Raw genomic sequence first — 18,589 nt, 5'->3', positions numbered from 1 at the left:
CCTCAAGGCCACCCTCGAAGCCATCGCTGCAGGTCACCCTGCCAGCCGGCTCGACGAGCTCCTGCCCTGGAACTTCCCACCGTCAAGCTGATCCCGCGTGAGGCGGGGGCAACGCTTACAAATCTGTGACCGCTTTGGGCTGGCTGCCGTCGTGTGGCGGCCAGCTAGGCGCGCATCTGCCGCTGCGGCATTCTCGGCATGGGCGGGCCTGAAGAGGACCGGATTGCCCGAGCCCTACAAAGAGTGCCAAGGAACCTGCTGAAAGTGCTTTTCTGGCGCTAGGCTCCGAACTGAAACTGGCGGGCACTTTACGCCCGCCGCCCCCCAATCAGCGCGACAGCCGGCTCAGGAACCGCTGGAGCCGCTCGTCCTTTGGTGCGCCGAATATTTGCTCCGGCGCGCCTTCCTCGACGACCTTGCCGCCATGCATGAAGATCACCCGGTCAGCGATCTCGCGGGCGAACTGCATCTCATGGGTGACGATGAGCATTGTTTGCTTGCGCTCCGCAACGCGGCGCATCAGGTCCAGCACCTCGCCGACCCACTCGGGATCAAGCGCTGAGGTCGGCTCGTCGAACAGCATCAGTTCGGAGCCAATGGCCATGGCCCGACCGATCCCGACACGCTGCTGCTGCCCCCCCGACAGGCTCGCCGGATAGCTGCCTGCCTTGTCCGCCAAACCGGTCTCGGCCAGCACCTCAAGTGCGCGTGCGGCGGCCTCCGCTTTGGAGCGGCCCTGTACGGTGACCAGCGCTTCCATGATGTTTTCCTGCGCGGTCTTGTTGGCAAAAAGCGCGTAATTCTGGAACACAAAGGCGGAGCGGCGGCGCAGAGCCAGGATCTCGGCCCGCGATGCACGGGCGGCATCCAGCGTCACATCGCCGATGGTGATCCGCCCTGCGTCGGGCTGGTCGAGGAAGTTGAGGCAGCGCAGCAGCGTTGATTTGCCGGTCCCCGAGGGGCCGATGATCACCACCCGCTCACCCGGGGCAATGTCGAGGTCGATGCCGTCGAGCACCGCCGTGCCGTTGAAACTTTTGCTGAGGCCTCGGATAGAGATCATCGTGCATATGCCTTGTTCAGGTGGGTTTCGAGCCGTTTCTGGCCTTGGCTCAGCAGCTCGACCATGACCCAGTAGATCAGCGCCACGACGAGGAAGGCCTCGAAGTAGAGGAAGCTTCCCGCAGCCTCCTTCTGCGCTGCGCCCATCATCTCGGTCACTCCGAGGGCGAAGGCCAGCGAGGTGCCCTTGATCATGTCGATGAAGTAATTGACCAGCGTCGGCGCGGCGACGCGCGTCGCCTGCGGCAGGATGATCCGCTGCATCATCTGCAGCTGCGTCATGCCGATCGACTGGGACGCCTCCCACTGGCTGCGGTCGATGCCGATAATGGCGGCGCGGATCGTCTCGGCCATATAAGCCGAGAAATGCAGCGTCAGGCCCATGATTGCCGCGGTGATCCCATCGATGCTGGTCAGGAAACTCAGCACCTGCGGCAGGCCGTAGTAGAAGAGGAACAGCTGCACCAAGAGCGGCGTGCCGCGGAAGAAGCTGATGAAGAGCACCACGGCCCAGTCGAGCCAGCGGATGCGAAACACCCGCTCGACCGCCAGCAGCGACGCGAGGATAAGCGCAAGCACCATCCCCGCTGCCGCCATGCCGAGCGTCAGCGGGACATAGCCCAGGATGACGGGCACCAGCCCCAGCATGTAATCGAGGTCCAGTCCCCGCATCGTCTTACTCCGGACTGGTGATATCGGTGCCGAACCACTTTTGCGAGATCTCGGCCAGCGTGCCGTTTTCGCGCAGGGTGGTCAGCGCCGCATCGACCTGGTCGCGTTGCGCAATGCCGGCCTCGTCGTTGCGGAAGGGCAGCGCGTTGCGGATCTCGGAGAAGGGTTTGCCGGCCAGCGCCAGCGGCAGCGGGCTTTCCTGGATCAGCTGCGCCGAAGAAACGCGGTCCATCACAAAAGCGTCGACGCGCCCCAGCGCGGTGTCCTGCGCGATGTTGGATTCGTAGGTCTTGATCTCGACCTCGTCAGCAAAGGGCAGCTCGCGCAGCAGCTGCTCGAAGTTCGAGCCGAGGTTCACCGCGACGATGCGGCCGCGCAGATCCTCAACTCCGGCAACCTCTTCATTGCCTTCGCGCACCACCACCTGTGCGCCGTCGTAAACGTAGGGCTCGGTGAAGGCGAACTTCGCCTCGCGCTCGAGGGTGATGGTGATCTGGTTGGCGATCGTGTCGATGCGGCCCGCATCGAGCGCGCCGACGAGACCGGAGAAGGACATGGTTTCGAACTCGACGTCGAGGCCCGCTTCCTCGGCAACGGCGTTCATCACGTCGACCTCGAAGCCTTGCAGCACATCCTGCTTGACGAAGGTGAAGGGGAAATAGCCGCCCGACATTCCGACGCGCAGGGTTTGGGCTTCCTGCGCGGCAGCCGCACCGGAAAGCCCGCCGTTGAATGCGGCGGAGAGGAATGTGGCGGTGACGATGGACTTGAGCATTCTGACAACTCCTATGAATTAGGAGCACTAAGTGTTTTCGCGAGCTCCGGGAATCAATGGCTTGGAAAAGAAAAACCCCCTGTCGCCGCCTAACGCGCATTGGCCGGAACGCCGTTCTGCATTTTCCATCTCAAGCGGAATGAGCGTTTAATCTCCAGAACCGCTGGGCTGGTCCGGTATGCGCATACCGGGAGGCTTTTGGCCTGTGCTCCGTGCCCGGAAACTTTCCCCTCCCACCTGCCTCGTGGAATTGACTTTGAAAAGCCCACTTTCTGCACATCACCGTCACTGGTTAAGGCTGCAGCATTTGCCGCGGCGGCCACTACCTTCTAGATGTCCGTTTTCGGGAAAACCGCTTTTAGAGGGCCCAGCCGCAGTATTGTGAATGCTGCAACTTGCATGAATGTCGCGAAAGGGCTGCCTGCCGTCATGCCAGGGGGTAACCAAGATCCGCTCTGGTCTTCCATGGCGGTTGCCTGGTCGCCGCGACGCCGCAAGGCGGCAGTAGAGCCCACTGCTGCCCTTGCTTCCTGACTGGGATGCTGCAAGCGCAGTAGGCACTCACAGCCCGAAGCGGCCGTAGACAAGGGGTGCCGCGCCAAGGATGCTGCCGGTGCGAAATTCTATGGTAAGTTTCCCAGAAGCGGACCCTCTGCAGAACCAAGCTGCCTCACGGGATGCTGCGGGTTGCACCAGGGGCAACGGAGCGCAGGAAGCGCCCTTTGCAAACTCGGCCGTTTGACGCAACCAGCCGAATTTATACGCTGCAGCGCAGCCTGCCGTTTCTGCTGTTCGCTGCGACCGTGAGGTCCTGGCCCCGTTCAATTCACAAAATGCGGGACAAACCGGTCTTTCGCCGCAGACGCGTGATCGGTGCTGCAGTTGCGGCGACATCAGCGGGCCGGGCGAATTCCTCCGGCAGGAAACCGCAACTGGCCTAAGCCGCCTCGGCTTCGCGAAGATGCACGCCAAGCAGGATCAGGCCCGGCCAAAGCATATAGGCTTCGATTTCAATATTCTCCCCGAAAGAGAGCAGCACCATTGTCATCAGTATTCCCAGCGGCAGGCGGCCGCGCGCGTGTTTTGCTGCATCCGCCATGACAAAACCGATGTGCCAAACCAGCGGAATGAGCAGTGCGGCAAAACCGGCAGCACCTTTGACGAACAGCAACCCGTACCAGGTGTGATGGCTGCCGATGGGCATGTATTCCACGGCATGGGACCCGGGTTGAACTGTGCCGTGGCCAAACCAGAAGGCTTCGGTCTGCCAGCGCTCGCTGGCTATCCGTTGCAGTGTTTCACGGACCCGAGTGCTGTCGGCCCTCGCCCCCTTGAATGCGGCCACCGCATCGCCAGCCAGCGCCGCCAATGTGCTGCCGGTCACCGCCAGAGACGCTGTCAGCCCAGCCGTTACATGCCAGGCCCAGCCGCGCAGGATCAGGGGCATCATGCGCGGTGCAACGGTACAGGCCATCAGCCCCACCAGCCCCATCCGCGATTTTGATGCCAAAATCATCAGGACCCCGGCGGCCACACCGGCCAACATCCACTTCCAGTTTTTCTCTTCCAGCGCAAACAGCACCATGATGACCCCTAACAGCGCCGCGAAGGGCGACCAGGGGGCATAGAATTGCCAGCGCGGTGTCCAGCTGGCCGGATCGTAGGTGAACAGGTAAAGACTGAAATACTCCGGCCCCGGCCCGCCAACTGCCTTCAGCGGTGAGGTGAAGACACGTTCGGGAAGGCCAAGGTAGGGCGCTGCCAGCAGAACCGGTGCCAGCGCCAGCGTCCAGGCCCCGATCACGCATTGCCCGCGGATCAGAACCTCGCGGCGAATCGGCAGCACCGCGCCAACCAGCGGGAACAGCGCCAGCAGTGCCCAGCCCTTGGCCCAGCCTATCGAGGACTTGATTGTCTTCTTGAGGCCGAGCCCCCAGTCGAGGTGCCCGATCCAAAGTGCCACCAGCAAAATGGCCATGCCGATGATCCAGGCCCAGATCAGCACCGGAACCGGACCGGTAGCACGCAAGTCGGGCCGGAACGCCGGGCCAAGGTAGAGTGCCAGCACCGCTAGCGCGCCGAGAACCCAGGCCAGAACCGGGCCCACGACGTAAAGCGCACCAACGGCGTAGAAGGGCCAAGTCAGAACCATGGAGCGGTAGATCGTCCGCTCTGCCGGGTTTTGCGGGGTCATGCTTCGGCTGCCTTGGGCGCAGCCAGAAGACGGCCAATGACCGCGGATCTGATCCAGCCCAGCAACAGAGCGATCAGCAGCATGAAGGTGGCCGCCACCCCGGCGGCAAAGGCGAGCTTACGGTCAGGCGAAGAGGGGCGTTCGGGAAGGGACGGGTTTTCGAGTATCTGAACCAGCGGGTATGAGGCATAAACATCCGATTTCGTCGACTGGGTTCGGGCGATGGCAGAAGCAAACACTGCTTCAGCCACAGAGAAATCTCGCTGCAAATCCTTCAGCCGTGCTGCGCTAGCCGCCAGTTGTTGAAGCCGGGTCTGCTCGAACACCAGACGCTGAGCCAAAGCTTCATACTGCCGGGCTGTGCCCATGCGCTCTGCATCCATCCGCACAAGCTGAGCCAACAACTCTGCCCGCGCTCCGTCCGGGGCCAGATCAAGCCTTTTCAGCTCATCAATTTGGATACCTGTCACTGCCGCTGCCTGTTGGCTTGCACTGTGTTCCGCCGCAGCCTGGGCTGCACGTGCGGCTTGCACCTTCGGGTGCCCTTCACCGTAAGACGCACGGGCTTCGGCCAGTTTTGCAGCATGGATGGCGCTTTCGTCTTCCAGAGCGAGAAAGTCTGCATCGGCAAAGAGTTTCAGGGTTGCGGCCGCGGCGGAGGCCTGGATGCCCAAGCTTTGCTCAAGCGCGGCAACGCTTTGTGTCTTTTCCTCAAGAATACCGGCAATGTCTTCAACCCGGCCTTCCAGTTCGCGGGTGTCTTCGACCATTGCATCGAACTCCTCGCCAGACAGCAGCCCGGAGGATTTCTGAAGTTTGCCGATGTCAGAGCGTGTGACCGCTACCGAACTCTGGTAATCACCAATGGCGGCCAGACCGCTGTCCTCGCGGGTGGCTTGCTCATCCTTGCGCAGCGCGTCCAGTTCTTCGAAGAAGGCCTGCAGCAGGGCATTGCCGCGCTGCTGGGCGTTTTCTGCACTGGGACCCGTCATTTCGATGTGAATGAGGCTGGTCTGGTCCACCAGCCGGATCCGCGGTTTGCCGAATTCACGGCGGCTCAGTCCCATCGCGCCAGCAGCCGCGGCGAGGATACGGTCAGCACCGATCAGGCGCTTGTATGTTTCGGTCGGGCTGACGGAGTTGCTGGCAAATGCGGAATTGGCATAGGAGGACGCCTGCCCGATACCATTGAGGTTCATTGAGGCCGACGCCCCGGACCCTGGCAGGATGAGCGACGCATGCGATTTGAAGGCAAGCGGTGCGGTTTGCAGGTAGCCGTTGATCGGCGCCCAGACCAGTGCCAGCCCAAGCAGCAAGAATGCCAGGTAGCGGCGGATGCGGCTGGTGTCGCCCAAACGCCCGCCGACGATGATGCGGCGGAGGGATATCCGGTGCCAAAGCCGCCGCGGAGCATCAAATTTTCCGGCAAGTTTCTGCAGCATGTCAGTCTCCTTCAACCAGAGACTATCGCGGCGCTTTGCCCGCCGCGCCTGCGTGCAAGGCTATCCCGGTGCGCATCCGTATTCGCGGCTATCCCTTGGAGTAGGTTTTAGGACTGCGCCCCCGCAGGCAGTCAGAACAGCCCCGCCTCGCGTGCAGCCAGTGCTGCCTGGGTGCGGTTTGCCACTTCCAGCTTTCGGTACAGCGTTTTCATGTGCAGTTTCACTGTCGGTTCGGTAATGTCCAGATCGCGGGCGATTTCCTTGTTGGACTTGCCCTCGGTCAGGCCTTTCAGAACCTGAAGCTCGCGCGGTGAAAGTTTTTCGGCCAGCGGGTGGTCCGTTTCCGGATCTGCGGCAGTCATGAAATCAATGGGTGCATATTGCTCCCCCATCGCCATGAACTTGACCGCATTGATCATTGATTTTGCCGGCAGGGTCTTTGGCACAAACCCGGCGGCGCCGGCCTCCAGCGCCTGTTCAGCGATCTGGCGGGTGGCCGCACCGGACATCAGGGCAACCCGCTGCCCGTTTCTCATGGCCATCGCCCGCTTGAGGCCGGCCAGCCCGTTCATGCCGGGCATATTCAGATCCAGCAGGATCAGATCAAAGGGATCTTCGGTCTCGATCAGCTTGCATGCCTGATCCAGATCCGCCGCGGTACTGGTCTTGAAGGAACCTTGGCCTTCCAGGAACAGAACAAGCGTGTCACGCAGCAGGTCGTGGTCATCGGCAATCAGTACTCTCATAACATGCTCCTTGATCCCTTCCTCTACACGTACCGCGTGAATGCGGCGCTTGCACGGCAAAAGACGTGTGTATTCGCCGCAGCTTGGAAAGCATTTGGATAGATTTTGATCCGGGCGGATAGGTTCGCACGCCGCAAGGCAAGCCGGGGATGCCAACGGGCCCGCGACCTGTCCTCCCGCTCCGTTGAGAGGAGCAGCCGCCTGTAACAGCCTGAGAGCAACCAATGACAGCTCAAGGACTTAGCAGATGACACTTGCATATTCCTCTTCCAGTTTCGGTGCTGCCCCAGCAGTCAAAACCGACCGTCTGAACACGGCTTACCTGCCTGCTCTGGACCTCCATCTGGTTAACAGCAGCGCTGATCAGGCTGTTGCCAAGCTGCTGTCGCCTGGCCGCCGGCGCGCTTTCTTCATGAACGCGCATTGCTGCAATATCCGCCGCCGCGACCCGCGCTATGCCGAGGCTGTCGCCGGGGCGGATATCCTGCTGCCTGATGGCATCGGAGTTGAACTGGCGGCAAAGTTCACCGGTCATTCGCTGTCGGCCAATTTGAACGGCACCGACTTTGTGCCGCAGCTGTTGCAGCGTGCGGCCAGCATGGGCAAATCGGTCTACCTGTTCGGCGGGCGGCCGGGAGTTGCGGATGCAGCCGCGGCGCGGCTGGTCTATGACATCCCCGGTCTGCGCATTGTTGGCACCCGCGACGGGTATCAGGGAGCACGGGACACCCAGGCCGTTATCGCGGACATCAACGAAAGCGGCGCCGACGTCGTGCTGGTCGCGCTTGGCGTGCCGATGCAGGAGCTGTGGCTGCACCGCCATGCTGATGACCTGAAGGCCGATCTTACTCTTGGAGTGGGCGCGCTGTTCGACTTTCTGTCGGGCTCGGTTGCACGGGCGCCGGAACCGGTCAGGGCGGCAAGGATGGAGTGGGTCTGGCGGCTGGCTATGGAGCCGCGCCGCATGGCACGCCGCTACCTGACCGGTAACGTCAGCTTCCTGGCTCATGCCGGACTGGCTGCGCTGCGGCGGAAGCGCCTCGCCGACGCCCAGCAGCGCGCGCTTGATATCACAGTTGCACTTTCGGCGCTGCTGCTGCTGTCACCCTTGCTGCTGCTGGCAGCGCTGGCAGTAAGGGCAGACAGCAAGGGGGCGGCGATTTTCAAACAGGCGAGAGTCGGGCTGAACGGCAAAACCTTTACCATGTACAAGTTCCGCTCGATGACGGCAGCTGCCGAAACCCGGCGAGCGGAAATCCTGAACGTCTCAGACCGGGACGGGATCTGCTTCAAGTCGCGTCAGGATCCGCGGATCACCCGCGTGGGCCGCTGGCTGCGCCGGACCTCCATTGATGAGTTGCCGCAACTGTTCAACGTGCTGCGCGGGGATATGTCTATCGTCGGCCCCCGCCCGGCACTGCCGTGCGAGGTTGCAGATTACCCGCCCCGGGCGCTTGGCCGCCTGCAGGTCAAACCGGGCATCACCGGTGTCTGGCAGGTATCCGGCCGTGCCTCTGTCGGCTTCAAGGAAATGATCGAGATGGACCTCAGCTACATTCAGGCGCGCTCGTTCAAGCTGAACCTCCAGCTCATCCTCAGAACCTTTCGCGCGGTGATTTCCGGCCGCGGCGCTTACTGACCCCTCACTTCAGGAGATATACAATGACAAATATTCGCAAAGCTGTTTTTCCGGTTGCCGGCATGGGGACCCGTTTTCTGCCCGCCACCAAATCGATCCCCAAGGAGATGTTGCCGCTGGTGGACCGCCCGCTGATCCAATACGCGGTGGACGAGGCGCGGGAGGCGGGGATCAAGGAGTTCATCTTTGTCACTGCCGCAGGCAAGGGAGCATTGGAGGACTACTTCGACACTGCCGCCGCTCTGGAAAACACATTGGAAATGCGCGGCAAAACAGCGGCTTTGGAAGCCATCGCACGGACCCAGATGCCGGAAGGCGCCCTGTCTTTTGTACGCCAAAGCAAGCCGCTGGGCCTAGGTCACGCTGTGGGATTGGCCGCACGCCTGGTTGGAGACGAACCCTTTGCGGTGCTGCTGCCCGATGATGTCATCCGCGCGCCGCGCGGGGCGCTGCGCCAGATGGTGGAGGCGCATGCCGTAAGCCGCGGCCACATGGTAGCAACCATGAAAGTTGCGCGCGAGCAGACCTCTTCCTACGGCATCCTGGATGTCGCAAGGGAGGCCGGAAAACTCGCTCACGCCCGCGGGATGGTTGAAAAACCGGATCCTGCGCTGGCACCGTCAACACATGCCGTTGTTGGCCGGTACATTCTGGAACCTTCGATTTTTGAGGCTCTCGGCGCCATTTGCCCGGGCGCTGGCGGAGAGCTGCAACTGACGGACGCCATCAACGCGGATCTTCCCTCAGCAGGTGTAACCGGGTTCCGGTTTGACGGAGAACGGTTCGACTGCGGCAGTGTGCAAGGATTTGTGCAGGCGACGGCGGCCTTTGCTCTGGACCGGCCGGAACTGTCCCACGAGTTGTCCGGCTTTCTTGCCGGGCGTGTTGCCCCGGTTCCGCAGGCGGCATGATTGCGGGACCTATTCGAAAGGATAGGCGGGTATCCGTCTAACCTTTTGGCGCCCGCGCCGCGCCGTGTCATATGTGGGTCAGCCAGCAAAGGAGGCCGCGCAATGCTTTTTAAAGCGTTCAAGATAGTTGCAATTTCCGTGTTCGCCGCGCAGCCTCTGGCAGCGAAAAATCTGGACCAGCCAGTCGGAGAGGTGGTGCTGACGGTATCTGGCACGCCGAAAGCGGAAAACGCAGGGGAAGCAGCGCAATTCGATCTGGCCATGCTGGAAGGACTGGGTGCCGTTGAGTTTGAAACGTCGACAATCTGGACGCAGGGCGTGCAGCATTTTGAAGGCCTGCCGCTGATTCAGCTGGTTGACCATCTGGGCATCACCGGAACCACGCTGCGGGCCACCGCCATCAACGACTATTCGGTGGACATCCCGCTGGCGGATGCTGTCGAAGGGGGCCCGATCATTGCCTACAAGCACAACGGCGAGGAAATGTCCGTGCGTGACAAGGGGCCGCTCTGGATTGTTTACCCTTATGACAGCAAAACCGAATATCAATCAGAGGTGGTTTATTCCCGCAGCATTTGGCAGCTCGACCGCATCGAAGTGATTGAGTAGCGAGCGCTGAACCCGGCGCTTTTGGCTTGGCTGCCTGCATTTGAGGATGATGGCAATGGCCGGCACAAAACGCAGAAAGATGTGGCTACGGTTGACTGCTTTTGTGCTGCCCGCCCTTTTGGGCCTCGCAGCCATTGCATTTCTGGCGTTGAATGTGTCCCGCGACATCACGCGGCTGAACTCTGCCAGTTCCGACAACATTCAATGGAACCTGTCTCAGACCGAGGTGGAGTTTCTCCAGTTCGAACTTGAACTGGCGCAGGCGCTGCAGGGCGACAGCCCGGACATTCGGAGCCTCCGGCGCAAGTTCGACATCTTTTTCAGCCGAATACGCACGCTGCAGCAGGCATCCATCTACGGCGAATTGCGCGCAGTGCCGAAGTTCGCAGCTAATCTGGCGACAGTTGCAGCCTTCCTCGACCGCGCCGTCCCTGTGATTGACAGCGATGAAGCTGCCTTGCCCTCCCTATTGCCTGCGCTGGAACAGAAAACCCGGGCTGTCCGCCCGGATGTGCGGCGGCTGTCCGTATCCGGCCTCAACTATTTCGCTGTGGAGTCCGACTTCCGGCGCGAGGCTTTTTCGGGCACCCTGTTACATTTGGCGATTGCCATTGCCGCGCTGGTGGCAGCGCTCGCCGTGCTTGCCTGTTACCTGGCTGTGCTGAACGCTCAGAACGTGCGGCGCAGGACACAAGTCATCGAAGCCAGTGAGCGCATGAACATCGTGACAAGCACGTCTCTTGACGCGGTGGTCGTGGCGGATACGTTAGGGCGCATCACGGATTTCAACGCCGCTGCCGAACAGATTTTCGGCTATTCCGCGAAAGATGCAGTGGGTTGCGATCTGGGCGAGCTGATTGTGCCCGAACATCACCGCGCTGCGCATCAGGCCGGCATGGCCCGCCTGCGCGAAACCGGCGAAAAGCGTGTTGTTGGCAGCGGGCGTTTCAAGCTTGAAGCCAAGCGGGCAAACGGCGAAGTTTTTCCCGTGGAGCTTGCCATCCAGTCTGCGGACACCAAGGAAGGCGAAATATTTATTGCGTTCCTGCGTGATATTTCCAGCCAGGTGCAAGCCGAGGCCGAGCTAGTTCTGGCCCGCGACCGTGCCATGGCCGGCGAAAAAGCCAAGACCGATTTTCTGGCCACCATGAGCCACGAGATCCGCACGCCGCTGAATGGGCTGCTGGGCAATCTGACACTGTTGGAGGAAACACGGCTCAGCACGCGGCAATCGCGCTACATCCGAAACATGCAGACGTCCGGCAAACTGCTGATGAGCCATATTTCAGATGTTCTGGACATTACCAAATTCGACGCGGGCAAACTGCGGCTGCACACGGTAGACATGAATATCAGCACTTTGCTGAAAGACATCGTGGACAGTCTAAGCGGTGCTGCGGCGGGCAACGGCAGTACTTTGGAGTGGGGCTGGACAGGGACACCGCTCAACTGGGTTCACGCGGATCGGGACCGCATTCAGCATATTCTGATGAACATCGTCGGCAATGCAGTCAAGTTCACGAAAGACGGGCGGATCTCCATCACCACTCAGGCCAGTGCCGCTGAAGAGGGAAAGACCATCCTGCGCATTTCGGTGCGGGATACAGGTATTGGTATCGATCCGGGCCTGCTGCCGCAAATCTTCGATGATTTCGCGACCGGAGACAGCTCCTATGACCGGGAAGTCGGGGGAACCGGGCTGGGTCTGGGGATTGCCCAGCGGTTTGTGAAAGCGCTGGGAGGCCGCATCACTGTCGAAAGCACTCCGGGAGAAGGCAGTGTGTTCAATGTCAGCTTCCCTGTGCAGGCCATAGCGGAACCTGAGCCGAAGGGAGAGGCCCGGTTTGATGCGCCCGCCAGGAAGCAGGCAAATGTCCTGCTGGTGGAAGACAACGAGATCAATCGCCATGTCGCCCGGGAGATGCTGACAGCACAGGGGCATTTTGTGACCGAAGCGCACAACGGCCGGGAAGCGGTCGAGATGGCAGAAGAAACGGGCTTTGACCTGATCCTAATGGATATCAGCATGCCGGTCATGGACGGGCGCAGCGCCGCGCGGGCGATCCGAACCAGTGGCGGCGCGTCAGCGCGCGCGCCGATTATTGCCGTGACAGCAAACGCGATGGCCGAAGAGCAGGAAGCCTTTCTGAAGGACGGTATGAATGATGTGCTGACCAAACCTTTGACGCGTGAAGGCCTGTTGCAATTGATTGCGGACCATCCTTCCCCGGCTCCGCCAGCACCGGAAGGTGCTGCGCTGCGGTCGCAGCAGCTAGTCGAACTGGAAGAAACGGTTGGTGCCGTGGCGTTGAAACCCCTCCTGAACCGCTTTGCAGCTGAAATGGAAGCCTTTCTAAAAAGCCTTGAGAACGGGCAGGATTTGGCTGCGAACGAAACCGCAGTCGAAGCCCACCGGATTGCCGGCAGCGCCGCAACCTTTGGGCTTCCGGAGCTTCGCAGTGCGCTGATCCGTCTCGAGAAAGCGGCGCTCAGCCAGGAACGTCAAGCGGCAGAAGACGCGCTGAGCCCGTTAAGAAATACCTGGACCTCCACCAAGCCGGTGCTCAATCTGTTTTAGTAGTTGAAGGCGCCAATGAGCCTGCCGACCTCACCCAGGTTGGTGATTGTGCTGTCATAGCAGGCAATGGCATCCCCGGGCAGAAGGAAGGGGTCATAATCGTCCCGGTCAGCGCGGCGCAGCAGGTCTTCGATCCTCCGTTCGATCACAACCGACACTTGGGTGACCGGGTTTCGGGAAAACAGGACGGAAGAGCGGTGCGCGCTGGTGGCGCGAGCGCCGCCTACGCAGTTGGTGTCCACCACCGCCTGCAGGTACCGCGTGCCATAGGGAAACTCGCGCACCTCGCGGCCTATAGCTGAAAGCGCGTTGCCTGCTGCCGGCTGGGTGAGGTTCGACAAGAAAAGTGTCACCCCCGGCGGGCTGATGGGGCTGGGCCGCATCAGGTCTTCCTGGAAGCACCCGCGGCTGGGCACATGCACCTGATCGCCTGTCAGCAGCATGATGTCGACGGCGTTCTGGCCTTCGAAAACTCCGCGCATGTCCAGCAGGTAGAGGCTGCTGCCGCGCCGCACCTCGACTGCCGAGATATCCGCATCCGGGCGCACCCCGCCCGCCGCACGTAATGCAGCAGACAGGTTGCGTGCTTCGGTCGAGGCACCCAGTGCCCCCTGCCTGCGGGAATCCACTTCGTCACCTGGCACACCGCCGATTTCCACGGCTTTAGGCTCAAAAACAGCTCCTGAAACACCCACCGTGACCGAGGCAAAATCAGCGGCCCGGACCGACAGCCGCGGCCGGTCAGAGTAGAAGTCTTCGGCGATCAGTTTTGCGGCGATGTCATCTTCAATCTGGATGGCCGTTCGGCCCTGCGCACGGATCGGTGAAAGGAAGGGAAGCTTCAGCGTGCCATCCCGCGAGATGACGTAGTCGCCATTGAAGGTCTCATCATCGCCGACACGCACGTTCACCAGGTCATTGCGGGTGAACCGCTCGCCTGCCAACGCAGCCTGCGCTGTTCCAGCGCCCTTGCCGCCGGTTCCGCCGGCGGCGGGGCGGCACCTGGACTCGTTCATTGTCTGAGACAGCAGAAAACCGGCTTCGCTACGGGACACCTCTGGTTCACGGTATTGCGCCTGATACCCGTCACCAGAGGCAACCGGCTCCAGGTTGTCAGGCGGGTCGATCTGCGCGCAGCCGCTCAGAGACAAGATCGCCAGAATTGCCGTTCCATTTCTGAGGGGTTTCTTCATTGAACTGCTCGCGGGATCACTGCGGGTTGTACTGGTGATACGGAATTCGGCCACAGCGGTCGAGAGCCCGTTGATATCGCAGCGCTATCCTTTCGGATATGGAACAGTTCTGTTGCACCATTGCCCTGTCCCTGGGAGCAAGGGACAGCAGGTTCTCCAGCCCGCTATGACTTGATCCAACAGCTCTATGGACAGGTTCCGATGCCCCGCACCTTGCAAGTTCCCTCCTTCGCAAAGAACCTCTTTGCCTACGGTGCGTCTGAGGCGGCTGCCAAGGTTTCGCGGCTTCTGGTGGTTGTCGCGGTGGCGCGCACGCTCGACCTGGATCAGATCGGCATTGCTGCGGCAGCCCTGGCGGCGGCCGATATTGTCAAGTCGCTGACGGAAAATGGCGTCATTCAAAAGATCATCGCAGCCCCGCAGGCTCAGCTGCAGCAGACCTGTGCTACTGCACACCGCATTTACTGGGTCTGGTGCGTCGGATTGTTTTTGCTTCAGTCGCTGGCGGGGCTTGTGCTTTATGCCAGCGGCGGCAGCGTCATGCTGCTGGCACTGGTGCTTCTTCTGGCCGGTGAATACCTGTTCATGCCCGCCGGGCTGGTACAGGCAGGCCTTGCCATGCGGGCAGGAAAGCTTCGCCAGACTGCCGCCATTTCGGGCACGCAGATCGTGGCGTCAAACCTGATGTCGGTGGTGCTGGCGCTGCTTTGGCCGTCCGCCCTCGCTCTGATATTGCCGCGCCTGCTGACAGCGCCGTTCTGGCTGGTCGCAATGCGCCGCCTGCATCCCTGGAGCCCCGATCCGTCCCAAGGCTATGCACCGCTGAGCCCGTTCCTAACCTATGGATGGGCGGTGCTGGGCGTCGAACTGGTCAAGGCGCTGCGCCTGCAGGCCGACAAGGTTATCGTGGGTGCGCTAATGGGGGCAGAGACGCTGGGCCTCTATTTCATGGCCTTCAATGCCGGACTCAGCCTTTCCAATTCCTTCACCGTGGCTTTTTCCACTGTTCTGTTCCCGCATCTCTGTGCCAGCGCGGACAAGCTGCAGGCGCTGCGCCAAAGCGTTCTGGTGGCAATCGGGATCATAGCACCGGCTGTCATCGCGCAGTCGCTGCTGGCCCCGCTCTATGTCCCGGTCCTGTTCGGGGCGGGCTGGGCAGGCATCGAAGGTGTTGTGTCGATCCTGTGCCTGGTTGCGATCCCGACCACGCTGTGGTCCGCAACCGCGGGCTGGCTGCGGGCAAACGGCCGGCCAGGGCAGGAATTCCGGGTCACGCTCGCCACCACCGGGGCGCTGATACTGAACACCTGCCTGCTTGCGCCCTACGGCCTGACAGTCGTTGCCGCCGGCTATGCCGCAGTCGCAGCGCTGATGATGACGGGCGCATCGCTGCCAACCCTTTCCATGGCCTTCCGCCACCGCACCGCAGAGGTTTGAGACATGCCGTATTTCTCCGCAGTCATTCCCAGCTTCAACGCTGCCGCCACGATCCGGGAAACCCTGGCCGGGCTCCAGGCGCAAACCTGCGCCGATTGGGAGGCGGTTGTGGTTGATGACGGTTCAATGGATGAGACCCGCACCCTGGTGCGGGCCGCTGCCGCTGCCGATGCCCGGATCCGCCTTGTCCGCAACCCCGGGAAAGGCCCCAGTGCGGCCCGCAACTTCGGCGCATTGGAACACGCCTGCGGTGATGTGATTGCGTTTTGCGATGCGGACGACATCTGGCACCGGGATAAGCTGTCGCAGCTCCGAGCGAGCTTCCGGCAGGGGGCCGTCGATGGTGCCTATGGACGGATCGGTTTCTTCCGCGCCAACCCGGCAAATGCCCGCGTGTTTTCAACAGTTCCCGTGCAGGATCTGACCATCGCCATGCTGCTGGGGGAAAACCCGGTCTGCACCATGTCAAACTTTGCCGTACGGCGCAGGGTCTTTGCGGCAACCGGCGGCTTTGACGAGGCAATGGTCCACAACGAAGACCTGGAGTGGCTGATCCGCCTGGTTGGCGGCGGCGCGCGGGTGAGCGGAATTGACAGCCTGCATACTTACTACCGCACTTCCGTTGAAGGATTGTCGGCGGATCTTGAGGCAATGCGGTCAGGCCGTGAACAGGCAATTGCAACCGCCGCCGGTTTTGGCGTGGTTCCAAGCGCCACCTCTCATGCCATTCACCACCGCTACCTTGCCCGCCGGGCGCTTCGTCTGAATGGGGCTCCGGCTTTTGCGCTGAAACAAGCTGCGTCCGGCATACTCAAAAGCCCGCGCGGATTTTTCTCCCCGTTCCGCAGGGGCGGCCTGACATTGGCCGGCTCACTGCTGGCGCCGTTCCTGCCCCGGCCGCTGCGCCGGAACCTGTTTTCCCGTTAACTTTCTCGAGGATCACAACCATGGCCTTCACATCAATTGTCGTTCCTGCTTTCAACGCCGAGACAACGCTTGCTGACACTCTTCTTTCCTTGCAGAGGCAAACGTGTACGGAGTTTGAGGTCATTGTGGTCAATGACGGCTCCACAGACTCAACAGCCACAGTTGCTGCGGGCTTCTGCAGCGACCCGCGCTTTCGCGTGATTCACCAGAAAAACCGCGGCCTTGCTGGAGCGCGCAACTCGGGTATTTCTGGCGCACAGGGCGATGTAGTGGCGTTTTGCGACGCAGACGACATGTGGGAGCCGGAAAAGCTGGCCTGCCATATCAGCCATCTGGCGGCCAGCCCGAGGGTGGGGATCAGCTATGCCGGATCCGCCTTCATCTCGGAGGATGGCGCGTTGATGGGCCAGGCGCAGCGGCCGCGGCTGCAAAACATCGACGCCAAGCACATTTTCAAGCGCAACCCGGTCGGAAACGGATCTGCCGCCGTGATCCGGCGGGCAGTGTTTGACGAAATCGCCTTCCGGCCCCGGTCCGAGTCTGAGCGCGACTGGTATTTCGACGAGACTTTCCGCCAATCCGAGGACATCGAATGCTGGCTGCGGATTGCCTTGACGACCAACTGGGCGTTCGAAGGGATCCCGGGCCTGCTCACACGCTACCGGATCAATTCAGGCGGGCTTTCTGCTGCGACAGACCGCCAGCTTGCCGCCTGGGAGCGGATGGTTCGCAAGCTGTCACAGACCAACCCCAAGTTTTTTGCGCAAGAAACAGGAGTGGCGCGGGCATATCAGCTCCGCTACCTCAACCGGCGCGCCATCAGCGATCTGGACAGCCGCCGCGCAGTACGTCTTGGCAGGGCGTGGCTTGCCTGTTCCCTGCAGCCGCTTTGGGAGGATCCGTTGAAGTCCGGGGCAACCCTGGCGGCGACTGCGCTGCTTGCCGTGACCGGGCCGAAGGCTATACGAAAAACAATGGACTTGACCGCACGGGTACACCGAACCGAGGCCATGTCATGACCGTTATTCGCGTAACCCACCTGGTTGACGACACCACTGCAGGCGGAGTGATGCGCGTCATCAGTCACATGATGACAACGCCTGATCTTACGCGCGAGGCCGATCACAGCTTGCTGGAGGTGAAACGGAATAGGCATTCCGGAGGGCGCTTGGAAGCGGATGTGATCATTTCGCATCTTGCGATCAGCTGGCGCCTTCTACCCTTGCTGGCCGCCTTGCGTGTCTTGAACCCCGCAGCACGCCTTATTCATGTCGAGCACAGTTACACCAAATGCTTCACAGTTCTGAATGTAAGACGGAAACGGCGGTTCGGCGCTCTCCTCAAGCTTTCATATGCCCTGTTCCACAATGTCGTTGCCGTGAGTGCCGCACAGGGGCAGTGGCTGAGGGATGAGGGTTTCGTTCGGCCGGACGCTATGCATGTCATTCCCTCCTGCGTTGATCTGTCTGCTTTCCGGGAACTGGCACCGTCAGAGGGCGCGGTGAAGACAATCGGTGCCATTGGACGGCTGGAACCGCAGAAGGGGTTTGATATCCTTATCAAGGCTTTCCGCGAACTCAGAGACCCCGGCATTGCCCTTCATATCTATGGTCAGGGGTCAGAGGAGAGGTTGCTCCGCGACCTTGCCGCCGGTGATCCCCGCATACATTTTAAAGGCTTTTCTTCGAACCCGGTGGCGACCATGGCTGGTCTTGACGCGGTAATGATGCCCTCGCGATGGGAGGCCTACGGGCTGGTTGCGATTGAAACCCTGGCAGCGAGACGCAGGCTGCTTGTCAGCAACGTCGATGGACTTACGGATCACTTGCCCCATGGAGCCGCACTGGTTGACGGCGCAGGAATAAAACCCTGGCAGAGCGAACTAGAGGAGCTTTTTGCAGCACCGCCGCGCCCCCGCGGGCTGGGGCACGCTCATAACTACGAAAGACATTTTTCCGACTGTTGGAAATCGCTGTGTTTGTCTCCTGGCATTGCTTCACAGAGAGGCAGTTCACCAGCGGGCTGTGTATTCTGAGTGCCGAGATTTAGCTGCGCGGATCTGAGAACGCTTCTTTAGCTTCGATCTGGCCGACATGTTTTTCTCGGTTTCAGAAGAATTGAGCCTGCGGACGTACAGGCGGCGCGCCTGCCTGAAGGGTGCTGCCCACATTCATCGACTTGCTCAGCGAAACTCCTCTGGCCGATGCGTAAACTGTGTACATGCCCGATTTCTTAGAAGGCCCACGCTGAAATTCGGTTTTAGGCTGTCTATTCCTAGTCGCCTGCCGGGAGCGGGTGTCGCGGCTGATCCGGAGCCTTGGCTCCAGCGAAGGCATGGAAGAGGCCAAGGAAGCGCTGCGCGCTTTGGTGGAGCGGATCGTGCTGACGCCTGCGGCGGAGGGCC

Annotated in this window: 16 protein-coding genes; 9 read left to right on the top strand and 7 right to left on the bottom strand. The window is 61.2% G+C overall.

What is annotated here, in order from left to right; genetic code table 11:
- Nucleotides 1-91, top strand: a 91-nt coding sequence (locus tag KUV26_RS23890; protein ID WP_409996951.1) for a transposase domain-containing protein, incomplete at its 5' end; no start/stop codon positions are given.
- A 237-nt stretch (nt 92-328) separates the two neighbouring features.
- On the opposite strand, the gene KUV26_RS23000 is transcribed toward KUV26_RS23890, so the two are convergent.
- From KUV26_RS23000 to KUV26_RS22975, 6 genes are all read right to left on the bottom strand, one after another.
- On the bottom strand, nt 329-1,063 hold the full coding sequence (locus tag KUV26_RS23000; RefSeq protein WP_222510209.1) for an amino acid ABC transporter ATP-binding protein: 735 nt from the start codon (nt 1,061-1,063) through the stop codon (nt 329-331).
- Nucleotides 1,060-1,734, bottom strand: a complete 675-nt coding sequence (locus KUV26_RS22995; RefSeq protein WP_222510208.1) for an amino acid ABC transporter permease — start codon at nt 1,732-1,734, stop codon at nt 1,060-1,062. The genes KUV26_RS23000 and KUV26_RS22995 overlap by 4 nt, the downstream gene beginning before the upstream one ends.
- Nucleotides 1,735-1,738: 4 nt before the next feature.
- On the bottom strand, nt 1,739-2,509 hold the full coding sequence (locus KUV26_RS22990; RefSeq protein WP_222510207.1) for an amino acid ABC transporter substrate-binding protein: 771 nt from the start codon (nt 2,507-2,509) through the stop codon (nt 1,739-1,741).
- A gap of 937 nt (nt 2,510-3,446) precedes the next feature.
- Nucleotides 3,447-4,703, bottom strand: coding sequence for an O-antigen ligase domain-containing protein (locus KUV26_RS22985; protein WP_222510206.1), 1,257 nt, complete (start codon nt 4,701-4,703; stop codon nt 3,447-3,449).
- A complete protein-coding gene (locus tag KUV26_RS22980; RefSeq protein ID WP_222510205.1) occupies nt 4,700-6,145 on the bottom strand; it encodes a hypothetical protein in 1,446 nt (481 codons plus the stop codon). Before KUV26_RS22980 ends, KUV26_RS22985 begins: the two co-directional genes overlap by 4 nt.
- A gap of 131 nt (nt 6,146-6,276) precedes the next feature.
- The gene (locus KUV26_RS22975) at nt 6,277-6,891 is read right to left on the bottom strand and encodes a response regulator (protein ID WP_039151902.1); all 615 of its coding nucleotides are present in this window, start codon (nt 6,889-6,891) and stop codon (nt 6,277-6,279) included.
- A 247-nt stretch (nt 6,892-7,138) separates the two neighbouring features.
- On the opposite strand from KUV26_RS22975, the gene KUV26_RS22970 reads away from it, so the two are divergent.
- The 4 genes from KUV26_RS22970 to KUV26_RS22955 all read left to right on the top strand — a co-directional run bounded on the left by KUV26_RS22970 (nt 7,139) and on the right by KUV26_RS22955 (nt 12,628).
- The gene (locus tag KUV26_RS22970; protein ID WP_222510204.1) at nt 7,139-8,530 is read left to right on the top strand and encodes a WecB/TagA/CpsF family glycosyltransferase; all 1,392 of its coding nucleotides are present in this window, start codon (nt 7,139-7,141) and stop codon (nt 8,528-8,530) included.
- 23 nt (nt 8,531-8,553) lie between these two features.
- Nucleotides 8,554-9,441: a UTP--glucose-1-phosphate uridylyltransferase gene (locus KUV26_RS22965; RefSeq protein WP_222510203.1), complete on the top strand. Its 888-nt coding sequence runs from the start codon at nt 8,554-8,556 to the stop codon at nt 9,439-9,441.
- Nucleotides 9,442-9,543: 102 nt separating this feature from the next.
- Nucleotides 9,544-10,050 (top strand): molybdopterin-dependent oxidoreductase, encoded by a 507-nt coding sequence (locus KUV26_RS22960; protein WP_222510202.1) that lies wholly within the window; start codon nt 9,544-9,546, stop codon nt 10,048-10,050.
- Nucleotides 10,051-10,561: 511 nt separating this feature from the next.
- Nucleotides 10,562-12,628 (top strand): ATP-binding protein, encoded by a 2,067-nt coding sequence (locus KUV26_RS22955; RefSeq protein ID WP_315900173.1) that lies wholly within the window; start codon nt 10,562-10,564, stop codon nt 12,626-12,628.
- Here KUV26_RS22955 and KUV26_RS22950 read toward each other — a convergent pair.
- Nucleotides 12,625-13,821: a polysaccharide biosynthesis/export family protein gene (locus KUV26_RS22950; protein ID WP_222510200.1), complete on the bottom strand. Its 1,197-nt coding sequence runs from the start codon at nt 13,819-13,821 to the stop codon at nt 12,625-12,627. The two genes, KUV26_RS22955 and KUV26_RS22950, sit on opposite strands and share 4 nt — an antisense overlap.
- Nucleotides 13,822-14,022: 201 nt before the next feature.
- On the opposite strand from KUV26_RS22950, the gene KUV26_RS22945 reads away from it, so the two are divergent.
- The 4 genes from KUV26_RS22945 to KUV26_RS22930 are packed head-to-tail and all read left to right on the top strand — an operon-like array spanning nt 14,023 to nt 18,220.
- Nucleotides 14,023-15,258 carry an oligosaccharide flippase family protein gene (locus KUV26_RS22945; protein ID WP_222510199.1) on the top strand — a complete coding sequence of 412 codons (1,236 nt, stop codon included), beginning with the start codon at nt 14,023-14,025 and terminating at the stop codon, nt 15,256-15,258.
- A gap of 3 nt (nt 15,259-15,261) precedes the next feature.
- Nucleotides 15,262-16,185, top strand: coding sequence for a glycosyltransferase family 2 protein (locus KUV26_RS22940; RefSeq protein WP_222510198.1), 924 nt, complete (start codon nt 15,262-15,264; stop codon nt 16,183-16,185).
- A gap of 20 nt (nt 16,186-16,205) precedes the next feature.
- A complete protein-coding gene (locus KUV26_RS22935; RefSeq protein WP_222510197.1) occupies nt 16,206-17,204 on the top strand; it encodes a glycosyltransferase family 2 protein in 999 nt (332 codons plus the stop codon).
- Nucleotides 17,201-18,220: a glycosyltransferase gene (locus KUV26_RS22930; protein WP_222510196.1), complete on the top strand. Its 1,020-nt coding sequence runs from the start codon at nt 17,201-17,203 to the stop codon at nt 18,218-18,220. The genes KUV26_RS22935 and KUV26_RS22930 overlap by 4 nt, the downstream gene beginning before the upstream one ends.
- Nucleotides 18,221-18,589 lie beyond the last annotated feature (369 nt).

The organism is Leisingera daeponensis (assembly GCF_019801465.1).
In the GTDB taxonomy this organism is placed as follows: Bacteria; Pseudomonadota; Alphaproteobacteria; order Rhodobacterales; family Rhodobacteraceae; genus Leisingera; species Leisingera daeponensis_A.
The sequence above is the reverse complement of the archived record's forward strand: the minus strand, read 5'-3'. Positions and strand labels throughout refer to the sequence as shown.

Coding starts and splice junctions, on each gene's coding strand:
- KUV26_RS22930 (WP_222510196.1), top strand. CDS start 17,201: ATGACCGTTATTCGCGTAACCCACCTGGTTGACGACACCACTGCAGGC.
- KUV26_RS22970 (WP_222510204.1), top strand. CDS start 7,139: ATGACACTTGCATATTCCTCTTCCAGTTTCGGTGCTGCCCCAGCAGTC.
- KUV26_RS22985 (WP_222510206.1), bottom strand. CDS start 4,703: ATGACCCCGCAAAACCCGGCAGAGCGGACGATCTACCGCTCCATGGTT.
- KUV26_RS22965 (WP_222510203.1), top strand. CDS start 8,554: ATGACAAATATTCGCAAAGCTGTTTTTCCGGTTGCCGGCATGGGGACC.
- KUV26_RS22980 (WP_222510205.1), bottom strand. CDS start 6,145: ATGCTGCAGAAACTTGCCGGAAAATTTGATGCTCCGCGGCGGCTTTGG.
- KUV26_RS22950 (WP_222510200.1), bottom strand. CDS start 13,821: ATGAAGAAACCCCTCAGAAATGGAACGGCAATTCTGGCGATCTTGTCT.
- KUV26_RS22995 (WP_222510208.1), bottom strand. CDS start 1,734: ATGCGGGGACTGGACCTCGATTACATGCTGGGGCTGGTGCCCGTCATC.
- KUV26_RS22935 (WP_222510197.1), top strand. CDS start 16,206: ATGGCCTTCACATCAATTGTCGTTCCTGCTTTCAACGCCGAGACAACG.
- KUV26_RS23000 (WP_222510209.1), bottom strand. CDS start 1,063: ATGATCTCTATCCGAGGCCTCAGCAAAAGTTTCAACGGCACGGCGGTG.
- KUV26_RS22990 (WP_222510207.1), bottom strand. CDS start 2,509: ATGCTCAAGTCCATCGTCACCGCCACATTCCTCTCCGCCGCATTCAAC.
- KUV26_RS22975 (WP_039151902.1), bottom strand. CDS start 6,891: ATGAGAGTACTGATTGCCGATGACCACGACCTGCTGCGTGACACGCTT.
- KUV26_RS22945 (WP_222510199.1), top strand. CDS start 14,023: ATGCCCCGCACCTTGCAAGTTCCCTCCTTCGCAAAGAACCTCTTTGCC.
- KUV26_RS22940 (WP_222510198.1), top strand. CDS start 15,262: ATGCCGTATTTCTCCGCAGTCATTCCCAGCTTCAACGCTGCCGCCACG.
- KUV26_RS22960 (WP_222510202.1), top strand. CDS start 9,544: ATGCTTTTTAAAGCGTTCAAGATAGTTGCAATTTCCGTGTTCGCCGCG.